The sequence below is a fragment of the Actinoplanes sp. NPDC021490 genome, from assembly GCF_055562135.1.
In genome coordinates this window covers 1-13736 of record NZ_JBVHFW010000008.1, presented here as the reverse complement: position 1 = coordinate 13736, position 13736 = coordinate 1, and the positions used below count along the sequence as shown (strand labels likewise).

At 70.7% G+C, this 13736-nt stretch carries 8 protein-coding genes; 7 read left to right on the top strand and 1 reads right to left on the bottom strand.

Annotated features, from left to right (window positions below; translation table 11 throughout):
• The first annotated feature begins 1 nt into the window (after window position 1).
• From ACZ3I4_RS21875 to ACZ3I4_RS21850, 6 genes are all read left to right on the top strand, one after another.
• Entirely contained in the window at window positions 2-853 is an 852-nt protein-coding gene (locus tag ACZ3I4_RS21875) for a sugar ABC transporter permease (protein ID WP_465383824.1), read from the top strand.
• An 8-nt stretch (window positions 854-861) separates the two neighbouring features.
• A complete protein-coding gene (locus ACZ3I4_RS21870; protein WP_465383823.1) occupies window positions 862-3123 on the top strand; it encodes a glycoside hydrolase family 31 protein in 2262 nt (753 codons plus the stop codon).
• On the top strand, window positions 3123-5873 hold the full coding sequence (locus ACZ3I4_RS21865) for an alpha-amylase family glycosyl hydrolase (protein ID WP_465383822.1): 2751 nt from the start codon (window positions 3123-3125) through the stop codon (window positions 5871-5873). The genes ACZ3I4_RS21870 and ACZ3I4_RS21865 overlap by 1 nt, the downstream gene beginning before the upstream one ends.
• 286 nt (window positions 5874-6159) lie before the next feature.
• Window positions 6160-6738, top strand: a complete 579-nt coding sequence (locus ACZ3I4_RS21860; protein WP_465383821.1) for a hypothetical protein — start codon at window positions 6160-6162, stop codon at window positions 6736-6738.
• A 36-nt stretch (window positions 6739-6774) separates the two neighbouring features.
• Window positions 6775-8484, top strand: coding sequence for a hypothetical protein (locus tag ACZ3I4_RS21855; protein ID WP_465383820.1), 1710 nt, complete (start codon window positions 6775-6777; stop codon window positions 8482-8484).
• Entirely contained in the window at window positions 8481-9341 is an 861-nt protein-coding gene (locus ACZ3I4_RS21850) for a 5'-methylthioadenosine/S-adenosylhomocysteine nucleosidase family protein (protein WP_465383819.1), read from the top strand. Before ACZ3I4_RS21855 ends, ACZ3I4_RS21850 begins: the two co-directional genes overlap by 4 nt.
• 2 nt (window positions 9342-9343) lie before the next feature.
• Here ACZ3I4_RS21850 and ACZ3I4_RS21845 read toward each other — a convergent pair whose 3' ends face one another.
• Window positions 9344-9709, bottom strand: coding sequence for an Atu4866 domain-containing protein (locus ACZ3I4_RS21845; RefSeq protein ID WP_465383818.1), 366 nt, complete (start codon window positions 9707-9709; stop codon window positions 9344-9346).
• Window positions 9710-9919: 210 nt separating this feature from the next.
• Between ACZ3I4_RS21845 and ACZ3I4_RS21840 the strand changes: the two genes are divergently transcribed.
• Window positions 9920-13606 carry a family 78 glycoside hydrolase catalytic domain gene (locus ACZ3I4_RS21840; RefSeq protein ID WP_465383817.1) on the top strand — a complete coding sequence of 1229 codons (3687 nt, stop codon included), beginning with the start codon at window positions 9920-9922 and terminating at the stop codon, window positions 13604-13606.
• Window positions 13607-13736 lie beyond the last annotated feature (130 nt).

Genomic DNA, 13736 nt, shown 5'->3' with positions numbered 1-13736 from the left:
CGTGACAATCCGTTGGTGGCGCGAGGTCGGTTGGCGTCATGCCGGCGGTCTCGTGGCCGTGGTCTTCGCCGTCGTCCCGGTGCTCTACGTCGTCTCGGCGGCGTTCAACCCGCTGGGCACCGTCGTCTCGACCGAGGTGATCCCCACCCGGTTCAGCCTCGTGCACTTCCGGTCGCTGTTCGAGGATCCGGCCCGGCCGTTCCCGCGCTGGCTGCTCAACACCGTGATCGTCTGCGCCGCGGTGACCGTCGTGCAGGTCCTCTGCAGCGCCCTGGCCGCGTACGCGTTCTCCCGCCTGAGGTTCCGGGGCCGTCGCGGCGGCCTGCTGACCCTGCTCCTGATCCAGATGTTCCCGCAGTTCCTGGCCGTGATCGCGCTGTTCACCATGATCACCGGGCTGGGCCAGGCGGTGCCCGCGCTGGGGCTCAACACGATCGCCGGCTACAGCCTGGTGCTGATGGGCGGCGCGCTGGCCCAGGTGTGGCTGATCAAGGGCTACTTCGACACCATCCCGCGCCAGCTCGACGAGGCGGCCGTGGTGGACGGCGCGAGCCACGCCACCGTGTTCTTCCGCATCCTGCTGCCGCTGGCCCGGCCGATCCTGGCGGTCACCGGCCTGCTCGCGTTCGTCGGGGTGATCGGCGAGTTCCTGCTCGCCTCGATCTTCCTCACCGACACCCGCTCCAAGACCCTGGCGGTCGGCCTGTACGGGATCATCGAGTCGGACCGGTCGAACAACCTGGGCGTGTTCGCGGCCGGGGCGCTGATGACGGCCCTGCCGGTGGTGCTGCTCTTCCAATATCTGCAGCGCTACATCGTCGGCGGGCTCACGGCCGGGTCGGTGAAGGACTGATGGGCCCGGTGGCCGATCCCGCGGCCGTGGTCGCCGGCGAGCACTACCGCATCACGGTGCTCACCGACGGCCTGGTCCGGCTGGAGTATGCCGCGGACGGCGTCTTCGAGGACCGCGCGTCCACCTTCGCCGTCCACCGCCACCTGCCCGTGCCCGAGTTCCGGGTGCTCGAGGGCGAGCACGAGCTCGAGGTGGTCACGTCCCGCTTCCGGCTCACGTACGACCGGGGGCCGTTCACCACCAGCGGCCTGAGCCTCGCGGTGGGCGGCGGAATCAGCACCTACCACTCGGTCTGGCGCTACGGGCAGGCGCCGCAGGACCTCGGCGGAACCGCTCGCACCCTCGACAACGCCGACGGGCCGGTCCCGCTCGAACCGGGGGTCGTCTCGCGTACCGGCTATGCCGTCATCGACGACTCGCACTCGTTCCTGTTCGACGACGAGGGCTGGGTCAGCGCCGACAACGTCAACCGCGTCGACCTGTACGTGTTCGCGTACGGCCACGACTACGCCGAAGCGCTCGAGGCGCTCTACGCCGTCTCCGGGCCCCAGCCGGTGGTGCCCCGGTTCGCGCTGGGCAACTGGTGGAGCCGCTACCACGCGTACACCGACGAGTCCTACCTGGCGCTGCTCGACCGGTTCCGCGAGGAGGGACTGCCGTTCTCGGTCGGCGTGATCGACATGGACTGGCACCTGACCGACGTCGACCCCCGGCACGGCAGCGGCTGGACGGGCTACACCTGGAACCGCGAGCTCTTCCCCGACCCGGCCGGTTTCGTGCGGCGGGTGCACGACAACGGGCTGCGGGTCACGCTCAACGTCCACCCGGCCGACGGTGTCCGGGCGTACGAGGACGCCTATCCGGCGATGGCGGCCGCGCTCGGCCGGGACCCGTCGGCCGGGGAACCGATCGCCTTCGACGTCACCGACCGCCGGTTCCTCACCGCCTACTTCGAGGTGCTGCACCGCGGTCTCGAGGCCGGCGGGGTCGACTTCTGGTGGCTCGACTGGCAGTCCGGCCCGCACTCCCGGGTGGCCGGCATCGACCCGTTGTGGATGCTCAACCACTTCCACTTCGTCGACAACGGTTCCCTCACCTTCTCCCGGTACGCCGGGCCGGGCAGCCACCGCTACCCCGTGGGGTTCTCCGGCGACACCGTCATCTCGTGGGCCTCGCTGGCGTTCCAGCCCTACTTCACGGCGACCGCGGCCAACATCGGGTACGGCTGGTGGAGCCACGACATCGGCGGGCACTTCTTCGGCGTACGCGACGACGAGCTGGCCACCAGGTGGGTGCAGTTCGGCTGCTTCTCGCCGATCCTGCGGCTGCACTCGGCCAAGAACCCGTTCATCCACAAGGAGCCGTGGTCGTTCCCGTCCCCGGCCCGCGAGGTGATGACGGCGTTCCTGCGGTTGCGGCACCGGCTCGTGCCGTACCTGCACACCATGAACTCGCGCGGCCGGCTGCCCCTGGTGCTGCCGATGTACTACCGCTCCCCCGCTTCCGACGCGGCGTACGAGGTGCCGGACCAGTACCAGTTCGGCTCGGAGCTGCTGGTCGCCGCGATCACGTCGAAGGCCGACCCCCGTACGGGCCTGGGGCGGGTCAAGGCCTGGCTGCCCGAGGGCACCTGGGTCGACGTGCTCACCGACCTGGTCTACGACGGCGGCCGCACGCTCTACCTGCACCGGGACCTGACCACCATCCCGGTCCTGGCCGCCGCGGGCGCGATCGTCCCCCTGGACGGCCGGGCCGTGCCCGGCAACGATCCGGTCGAGCCCTCGCATCTGGAGGTGCTCGTGGTGGCGGGCGCCGACGGCTCGTTCGACCTGGTCGAGGACTCGGGCCGGACGCCGCTGCGCTGGCGCCAGGACTCCGGCGAGTTCGTGGCCGGCCCCGGGCCGATCGCCCGCACCTGGACAACCACCTTTCCGGCACTCACCGGCGTCGATCCGGTGGCAACGGTGGACGACCTGCCAGTCCCGGCGGAGATTCACCGTGGTGAAACTCGAACATCCATTACAGTCCGAGACGTGCCTGTCACGGCCACGTTACGGATCGGCGTCGGCGCCCATCCCCGCCTGCGCCGTAACGACGTGACCGGATTGATCTTCGCGCTGCTCGACCGGGCGCAGATCGCCATCTCGCTGAAAACCCGGGTGCTCGAGGCTGTCGAGTCGGCCCGGCCGCTGACGGTTCTGCAGTCCTTCAACCTGGACGACAGCCTGCAAACCGCCATCGGGGAAATCCTTCTAGCGCAGGAGATCTGATGTTTTCTGTACGCCGAAGACTCGCCGTGGTCCTGTCCGCGGTGCTGGCCGGCGGGGTGATGAGCGCCCCGGCCGCCGCCTCGGGGGACGGCCTGCCCGGCCGTCACTCGCTGCGCGCCCCGGTCACGGACGAGAACTTCTACTTCGTCATGGCCGACCGGTTCGACAACGGCAGCACGGCCAACGACCAGGGCGGCCTCGGCGCCGACCCGCTGGTGTCGGGGTTCGACCCGGCCAAGAAGGGCTTCTACAACGGCGGCGATCTGGCCGGGCTGCTGCGCCGCATCGACTACATCAAGGGGCTGGGCACCACCTCGATCTGGCTGACGCCCAGCTTCAAGAACAAGGCCGTGCAGCTGGAGGACGGGCCGTCGGCCGGCTACCACGGCTACTGGATCACCGACTTCACCCAGATCGACCCTCACCTGGGCACCAACGCCGAGCTCAAGTCCTTGATCGACGCGGCACACCGGCGCGGCATGAAGGTCTACTTCGACATCATCACCAACCACACCGCCGACGTGATCGGCTACGAGTCGGGCGCCCGGCAGCCGTACGTCTCCAAGGACGTCGCGCCGTACAAGACCGCCGCCGGACGCCCGTTCGACGACCGCGACTACGCCGGCAAGCCGAACTTCCCGAAGCTCGACCCGGCGGTGTCGTTCCCGTACAAGCCGGTGCTCGATCCGGCCGAGCGGGATCTCAAGGTTCCGGCCTGGCTCAACGACACCACGCTTTATCACAACCGGGGCGACACGACCTTCGCCGGCGAGAACTCGCTGTACGGCGATTTCTTCGGCCTCGACGACCTCTTCACCGAGCACCCGCGCGTGGTCAACGGCATGATCGACGTCTACGAGAAGTGGATCGGCGACTTCGGCGTCGACGGCTTCCGGATCGACACCATGAAGCACGTCAACGACGAGTTCTGGCAGAAGTTCGGGCCCGAGGTGCTGTCGTACGCCCGCAAGCACGGCAAGTCCGAGTTCTTCATGTTCGGCGAGGTCTTCGACACCTCGAAGAGTTTCACCTCGCAGTTCACCACCCGCGACCGCATGCAGGCGGTGCTCGACTTCCCGTTCCAGGACGCGGCCCGCAACTACGCCTCACGCGGGCAGCCGGCCGCCGCCCTCGAGCAGTTCTTCGCCGGCGACGACTGGTACACCGACGCCGACTCCAACGTCTACCAGCTGCCCACGTTCCTCGGTAACCACGACATGGGCCGGATCGGCAGCTTCGTGCAGGCCGACAACCCGGGCGCCGGCGACGCCGTGTGGCTGGCCCGGGACCGGCTCGCGCACGAGCTGATGTACTTCTCGCGCGGCAACCCGGTCATCTACTACGGCGACGAGCAGGGCTTCACCGGGCCCGGCGGCGACCAGGACGCCCGGCAGACCATGTTCGCCAGCCGGGTGCCCGAATACCTCGACGACGACCTGCTCGGCACCCCGGCCACACACGCCCAGGACAACTTCGTCACGACCCATCCCCTGTACGCGGGGATCGCCGGGCTGGCCGCGCTGACCGCCCGGCATCCGGCGTTGCGGGACGGCGTGCACCAGCACCGGTACGCGTCCTCCGGGGCCGGCATCTACGCGTTCTCCCGCACCTCGCGCACTCAGCAGCGCGAGTACGTGGTGGCGCTGAACAACAGCACGTCCGCGCAGACGGCGGCCATCCCGACCTACTTGTCCGGGGGCCGGTTCGAGCGGGTGTACGGCACCGGCCCGGCCACGGCCACGTCGGCCGCCGACCGCACGCTCGCGGTGACCGTGCCGCCGTTGTCGACGGTCGTGTACGCCTCCACCGGCCGGATCCCCGCGTCCAAGGCGGCCCCGGCGATCTCGCCGGCCGCGCCCGCCCCGTCGTCGGAGTCCCGCGGGCGCATGCAGGTGTCCGCCTCGGTGTCCGGTTCCTCGCCGGTCGAGGTCACCTTCTATGCCCGTACGGGCCGTGGCGGCTGGACGCCGATCGGCACCGACGACAACGCGCCCTACCGGGTGTTCCACGACGTGTCCGGCCTGCGCGCGGGAACGCCGGTGGAATACCGGGCCGTGGTCCTCGACAACGCCGGGCACACCTCGGCCACCCGGGCCCGCTCGGCCCGGGTGCCGGCGCCCGCGCTGACCATCGAAGCCCCGGCCGAGAACGCCAACGTGCGCGGCAAGCTCGAGGTGCGGGCGGTCGCCGATCCGGAGCGCGCCACCCACGTGGTGCGGTTCGAGCGCAGCATCGCCGGGGGCGCCTGGACGACGGTGGGCCGCGACGACTCGTCCCCGGCGTACACCGTCTTCGACGACCTGAGCACGCTCAACCTGGCCGCCGGCACCCAGATCCGCTATCGGGCCGTGCTCAGCGACCCGCACGTGGTGAGCCCGATCCGCACGGTTCGCTACGCCGGCCCGCCGCTGACCACGGCCACCGTGCACTACTACCGGCCGGCCGGCGACTACACCGGCTGGGGCCTGCACCTGTGGGGCGACGCCGTCGACCCGGCGGTGCTGACCCAGATCGCCTGGGACAAGCCGTGGCCCGCGACCCGCGTCGAGGGCGGCTGGGCCACGTACGAGATCCCGCTGGCCGACGACACCAAGCCGATCAACTTCATCATGCACCTGCCCAGCGGCGACGCCGTCCCCACCACCCGGGAACCGGGCGGCGACCGCGCCTTCACCCCGATCGACAACCCGCAGATCTGGCTCAAGCAGGGCGACCCGGCCGTCCACACCACCGCGCCACCGACCGGCTGACCGCTCGCGGTGACAGCCGGAATGCCGCGCTTTTCGGCTGTCACTCCCGCAACGATCATCTGTAACGGTTTCTCCGAAACGGACGCTGTGCTCCGCGAATTGCCGCTTTAGGCTTTCCGGACACAGCGTCCTTTCTTTGTGGATCGGAACCGCAGAAATGATCGAATCTGATCCGGTTGATGAATTCCGCCAACCCTCCGATCCGCCGCCGTGGATCGTGTCCGAGACGCCGCCGCCGCGTGTTCGAGCGGCGCCGGGGCGGCGAACCGTTCTCGTCGCCGTCGCCATGGTGGCCGTGACCGCGGTGGCCGGTGTCAGTGCCGTCGCCTACGCGTCGCGCAACGAGCCTTCCCCGCCCTCGTTTCAAACCGCGCCGTCGAGCGGGACCGCGTCGGCGCCCGAGGTGGAGTCACCGCTCGCGCCGAGTTCCGAGCGCGCTTATCCCGAGCCGGACGCCGACCAGGTGGCGCTCTACGAGCTCGGCCGCACAAGCCGGCGTGACCTTGCCGGACTGAGCCTCAGCGGCCAGCACGCCGCCCAGCTCGCCTCGAAGACGCCGGGCATCACCGATCCTCTTCAGGTCGCGGCCGACGGCACGCACACCTTCCGGGCCACGGACATCCTGGCCGAGCACCGCCAGTTGCGCGCCGACCCCCGGTTCGCCGACGCGCAAATCATTCTTCTCAAGAGCACCGACTACGGAAAGCGGCAGCTGTACAACGGCGCGCCTCTTTACGTCACCTTCGCGCTCGCCGGTTTCCGGTCCGGAAGCGACGTCACCCGCTGGTGCTCACTTCACTTTCCCGAATTGTCGGGCGACGCGCTGACCAATCAGTGCACCGCCCGGCGGCTGCGGCCCGCCTGACCTCCCTCCTCCGTCCATTCCCATCGGAGTTCCGCCATGACCATGCCCACTCAGCGATCCCGTTCGCGCCGGCCATACGATCTGCCCAATCCCTATCCACAGGATCCCACCACTGCCACGCGGCACTTGTGCGCCGCCGCCTATCTCGACGACTCGTTCCGCACCACGAGCCTGCGCGGCGTCTACTACCGGGCCAAACGCCTGGTCGCGCCGTCGTTCGGCTTCGACGTGGTGCCGGTGCTCTCGCACTGCCTGCACGCCCGCAACGGCGCGCTCGCCCGTGACCTGGTTCTCGTGCTGACCCTGGTGACGGCCGCCCTCGTCTCGTGGCCCGCCCTGATCTTTGCCCTGTCGGCGCTGGTCAGCCTGCAGATCACGATCTCGACCGGCCGCCTTGTCCGCGACATCGTGCGCGACCTGCGGGCCGGGGCGCCGATCAACCAGGGCTCCTTCCTCCCGCGGGCGATCCTGCTGGTCATCGGCTGGACGGTCTCCACGTTCGCCGGCCTCGCCGCCATGGCCTCCCTGAACCAGGGAAACGGGTCTCCGACCGGCTACTACGACGATCCCTACGGCGCCCCCACCGACGACTCCGGCATGCTGGCCGGCGCGGCCGTCCTGGTTCTGCTGGTGTTCCTGGCGCCCGTCGCGCACGCGATCTGGCGGCAGAACGAGCTTTCCCGGCTCGTTCCGGGTGCGCCCGTGCGATCACCGCGCCGCAACGAGCGCCTCGACGAGATCGGGCGCCAGCAGCGCGGAAACACCACCGTCTACAGCGACTTCCGCCCGTTCGTCGGGTCGGGCCAGGTCGTCGGCACCGAGGGAATCGCGCTGCGGCTGGTGCGTCCCGAGGCCTCGATCCCCGGCCTGGCCGACGCCGAGCTGACCGAGCAGGAGCGCGAATTCGCCGAGCCGCCGTTCCAGGCCCACGAGATCATTTCGTACGTGCGGAGTCACCTGACCGACGTGCTGCCGGGCCACCGCGCCGAGGAGGAGATCGCCGGGCTGAGCGTCGAGGACCGGGTCTGCCTGGCCGGCACCGAGGTCACCGAGATCAGCCCGCACACGGAGCCACAGATCATGGCGGCGGTGGTGCAACACCCGACGACCCCGGCCCGGCACTACCTGACCTGCCAGGTGTTCGGGTGGGGCGGTCAGCTCGTCACCACCGTGTACGTCCACCTCGCCGTACAGGGAAGGTCGCTTTATCTGGAGATGACGACCACGGCCCTCCCGCCGTGCGCGGAGCGTTACCGGATCATGGACACGGCCGAGGGCACCGAGCCGCCGGCCTGGCTGAGGGCCCTCGGGCACAGCCTGCTCGAGACGCCGAGGATCGTCGGGCGGGCGCCGCTCACCGTCGGCCGTGGCCTGATCGACCTGATCATCGGCTCGGGTAACGCCGCCGGGGCCGCGCTGTCGCGGGGATACGACTACGGCGCGCAGTACTCCGTACGGGAACTGGGCGCCGAGCCGGTCTTCCCCAGCGGCGACTATCTGGCCGACCGCGTGCGCAACTTCACCCAGCTGCAGGATGTCGACCGGTATCGCCGGCTCATCGAACGCCGGGTGCTCGCGGCCGTGCTCGACTTCCTGGAGGACAGCGGGGTCGACACCGCCGAGTATCGGGCCCGGGCGGCGTCGATCCTCAACATCAGCGGGGGCGTCAACAACTTCGGCGGCACCAACACCTACCACGGTCAGGTCAACGGCAGTCAGACGACCGCGCCGGCCGGTCGCTCATGATCAGAATCAGCGGCGGCGTCAACAACTTCGGCGGCCAGAACGTCTTCCACGGCCCGGTCACCGGCACCGCCCTCCCCGGCCCGGCCACGCCCTCGGGCGCCGATATCGGCGTCCTGACCGTCATCGACGAGGAGATCCGCGCGGTGGTGGACGTCCTGAAGAGCCTGGACGACTACCGCACCCGGCGCCTGGACCACGGCCCAAGCGCCCACGAGGCGGTGCTCGCGGGCGGGGACGGCCGTCCGCTGCGCATCGCCGCGGTGCAGACGCTGACCCGGGGAACCGACTCGGCCGCGCTGGCCTGCCACGGGCTGATCGAGGCGTACCGGCCCGCCACCGTGCTGCTGGTCGGCATCGCCGGCGGAGTCAATCCCAAGGTCGGCCTGGGCGATGTGGTTCTGGGCGACAGCATCATCTTCTATGACGCCCGCCGGGAAACGCCGGAGGGAACCCGGCGTCGCGGACAGACCCAGGTGATCCCCGCGGCGCTGCAGTTCCGGGTCAACGAGTTCTTCGGCACCGCGACGTTCCCGGCCGACCGGCCCTTCGGCATCCACCGCGGCCCGATCGGTTCCGGCAACGCGGTGGTGACCGACGCGCAGTCCGAGATCCGGCACTGGTTGCGGGACGTCAACGAGAAGGTCATGGCCGTCGAGACCGAGGCCGCCGGCGTGGCGCAGGCCTTCCACGAGACGACCGCCCGCGCCGTCCGGCCGACCGGCTGGCTGGCCATCCGCGGCATCTCCGACACCGCCGACCGTCACAAGGGCCATGATCACCATGAGCGGGCCGCCCGCAACGCGGCGACCACGATGACGCTGCTGGCGCCGTATCTGGACTTCCGCCCGGCCCGCTGACCTCAGCGAGCGGCGACGGCCTGCCGGTGGGCTTCGCTTCCCTCGCGATAGAACAGGTAGCCGCCGTGGTGGAGGACGTCGCCCTCGAACCGGCCGTCGGCAGTGAAGCCGCTGTCGTCCCAGTAGTCGATGTGGTTGCCCTTGACCTCGTAGCGCCCGGTGTACGCGCTGGATCGCGTGCCCCGGGCCTCGTCGTATCGGTTGCCGGCCAGCAGCTCCTGCCGGATGTGGCTGTCGGCGGTGACCCACATTCCCACGTACGGGTGGGGGTCGCCGCTCGCACCGGACTCCCCGGCGGGTGCGGTCTTGCAGGCGGCCAGCACGCCGGTCGCCACGAGCAGCATCGACGTGATCAGAAATTTGCGCATGCCCCCAAGCTAGGTTCGCTCGCGCTCGCCGTTCAGGGTGTGGCGCACCCACCCAGCCGCGGTCAGGCGTTCGCGGTGACGTCCGGGCAACTTCGGCTCCGGTGTCTTGTGTGGATCACCGTTTTGACCATAACGTAAAACGCAGCACACATTGAAACGTTCAAATGTGTCGATCCCCTTGCGGAGCACTCCCCTACCCGAGGAGACCCGATGACCCGAATCCGTCCCCGGCATGCGTTAGTGCTGATCAGCGCTGTCGCTGTCGCCCTCACCACCGTCCCCGCCATCCCCGCCGGCGCCGCCCCCATCGGCACCGCTCGCCCGGCCCGGTTCACCACCGGCGCGGCACTGACCGAGGCTGCCCGCACGGCCCCGCCCGCCGCCGCCCTCGCTCCCCGGCCGGCTGCTGCGGCGGCCGGCCTCGACTCGGCCCGCTGGATCTGGTTCCCCGAGGGCAACCCCGCCCAGAGCGCCCCCGCCGCCACCCGCTACCTGCGCCGCGCCTTCACCGCCCCAGCCGCCCCCTACACCGACGCCCAGCTCGTGCTGACCGGCGACGACACCACCGACGTCTGGCTCAACGACACCTACCTGGCCGGCTCCCCGCGCACCACCGACGCGTGGCGGCAGGCCCGATACCTCGACCTCGCCGCCGCCCTGCGACCCGGTTCCAACACCCTGCGGATCGCCGTACGCAACAGCAGCGCCGGGCCGGCCGGTCTGCTCGGTCACCTGCGGGTCGCCTCCGCGGCGGGCACCGTCGACCTGGTCACCGACGCCGCCTGGCAGGCCGCCAGCTCCGTGCCCGAGACCTGGGTGCAGGCCAAGGACCTGGGCGCGTACGGGATCGGGCCGTGGACTCGCAAGGTCGCCCCGCCGGCCGACGCCGCCTCGCCGGTCACCGTGGCCGGGCTGACCACGCAACGGCAGACCGGCCCGATCGGCATCGACCGGCGGCCGCGCTTCGGCTGGCGGCTGGTCTCCGGCGCGAACGGCCAGATCCAGGGCCGCTACCAGGTCACTGTCGGCACCTCGGCGAACGCGGCCGACGTCTGGGACTCGGGACAGGTGGCCTCGCAGCAGAGCGTCGACGTGACGTACGGGGGCCCGGACCTGGTCAGTGACCGCACCTATCACTGGCGGGTGCGTGTCTGGGACACCCAGGGACGGCCCAGCCCGTGGAGCGCGCCGGCCCGTTTCGACACCGGGCTGTTCGACCCGGCGGCCGAATGGCAGGCCGAATTCGTCGGGGCCCCGGCCACCGCCAACCTCACCGGTGCGAGCTGGATCTGGTACCCCGAGGGCGATCCCGTCAGCTCGGCGCCCGCGGGCACGCGTTACTTCCGCCGTACGTTCGACCGCGGCGCGGCCGGCACACCGGCGACGCTGGTCGTGACCGGTGACGACACCGCCGACGTCTGGGTCAACGGCGCCCGGGTCAGCTCCTCGCGCCGGGTCGCCGACTCGTGGAAACGCGCCACTACGGTGGACGTGACCGCGCAGCTGCGGGCCGGGAGCAACACGATCGCCGTCGCCGCCACCAACACCACCGCGAGCCCGGCGAGCGTCATCGCCAAACTCGGCACACTCGTCACCGACGGCACGTGGAGAACGAGCCAGAGCGGGCCGTCCGGCTGGGAGCAGCCCGGATTCGACGACGGGTCCTGGGTTGCCGCGCGGGTCAGTGCCGCGCTCGGAGGTGGACCGTGGGGCTCGCAGGTCTCGGTCACGAACTTCACCCCGTACGTCAGCAAGGGTTTTGACCTGGGCAAACCGGTAGCCCGGGCCCGGCTGTTCGCCACCGCGCTCGGCCTGCACGAGACCATCCTCAACGGTCAGCGGGTCACCGACGAACGGCTGGCGCCGGGGTGGACCGACTACGGCAAGCGCCTGCAGTACCGGGTCTACGACGTGACCGCCAAACTGCGTCCGGGCGGCAACACGCTCGGGGCCCTGGTCGGCAACGGGTGGTACTCGGGCAGTCTCGGGTTCGCGGGCAGTCAGCGGTACGGCACGCAGCCCTGGTATTCGGCCCGGCTGAGCATCGAATACGCCGACGGGACACGCTCCGATGTCCGCACCGACGGTTCCTGGACGGCCGCGGCCAGCACGATCGTGGCGGACGACCTGTACCACGGCGAGGACCAGGACGCGCGGATCACCGGCTCGGGCGGCACCCCGGTGACGGTTCGTCCGGGCGCCCTCCCCAACCTCGTCGCCCAGGTGGACCCGGGCGTCACCGTGCAGCAGGAGTTCCGGCCCCGGGCGATCACCCAGCCCCGGCCCGGAACCTGGATCGTCGACCTGGGTCAGAACTTCGCGGGGTGGAACCGGCTGAGCGCGACCGGACCGGCCGGCACCCGGGTGACGCTGCGGCACGGCGAGATCCTGAACGCCGACGGCACCCTCTACACCACGAACTTGCGGGCAGCCCAGGCCACGGACACGTTCACGCTGGCCGGCACGGGCGCGGCGGAGGTCTTCGAGCCGCACTTCACGGTCCACGGTTACCGGTACGTCGAGGTCACCGGATATCCCGGCACGTTGACCGCGGACAACCTGACCGGGCGGGCCGCGTGGACCGACGGCGACGAGACCGGCACCTTCACGACCAGCGACGCGATGGTGAACCAGGTGCAGCACAACATCCTGTGGGGTGCACGCTCGAACCTGCTGTCCATCCCGACCGACTGCCCGCAACGCGACGAGCGGCTCGGCTGGACCGGGGACATCGCCTCGTTCGCGGCCACCTCGACGTTCGGCTTCGACACGCACGGGCTGCTCACCAAGTTCGCCGGCGACATGGTGGACGCGCAGCGCGCCGACGGAGCATTCACCGACGTGGCCCCCGCGGTGATCGACGGCGCGGGCAAGGCCGGCTGGGCCGACGCGGGCGTGATCGTGCCTTACACGATCTGGCAACGCTACGGCGACCTGGCTCCGGCCGACCGGCACTTCGCGGCGATGGCGAAATACGTCGACTACCTGCGCTCCACCGCCGGCGCCGACCTGATCCGCGACCACGAGACGTTCGGCGACTGGCTCAACGTCGACGACAACACCCCCAACGACGTTTCCAGTACGGCGTTCTTCGGCTGGTCGGCCCGCCTGGTCTCGAGGATGGCCGCGGCCACCGGCCGCACCGCCGAGGCGACCTCGTACGGCGCCCTGGCCGACCGGATCGCCGCCGCCTTCACGAGCCGTTTCGTCGCCGCCGACGGCACCGTGGGCAACAACAGCCAGACCGGCTACGTGCTCGCGCTGGCCTTCGGCTTGGTGCCCGCCGACCGCGCCCAGTCCGTGGCGGACAAACTCGCCGCCAAGGTTGACGCGCGCGACGGCCACCTGTCCGTCGGCTTCATGGGCGTGGAGAACCTGCTGCCCGCGCTGGCCGACCACGGGCACGCCGACACCGCGTACCGGATCCTGCAGCAGCCCGGCTATCCCGGCTGGGGCTACATGAACTCCCGCGGCGCCACCACGATCTGGGAGCGCTGGGACGGCATCCGCGTCGACGGTTCGCTGCAGGACCCCGGCATGAACTCCTTCAACCACTACGGTCTGGGCTCGGTCGGCGACTGGCTCTACCGCTCGGTCGGCGGCGTCGCGCCCGCGTCCCCCGGCTATCGCCAGGCGCTGATCGCGCCTCAACCCGACGGTTCCCTCACGGCCGCATCGTCGTCGCTGCGTTCCCCGTACGGGGTGACAGCCTCGTCCTGGACCCGAAGCGGCAGCACGTTGACCCTGAAGGTCGTCGTGCCCCCGAACGCCACGGCGCTGGTGCGGGTGCCGTCGTCCCCGGAGTCGGCCATCAGCGCACCGCCGGAGGCTGTGCCGCAGGGGGCCGGCAGTTATTCGCTCGGGTCGGGCAGCTACACCTTCACGGTGACCGGCTGACCTGACCGTCGTGCGGGGGGGGCCGCCCCCCCCCGCCCCCCGCCCCCCCCCCCCCCCCGGGGGGGTGGGCCGCAAAAAACCGCGGCGGCCCCCGCCCCCCGGGGGGGGGCCGGGGGGCCCCCCCCCCCCC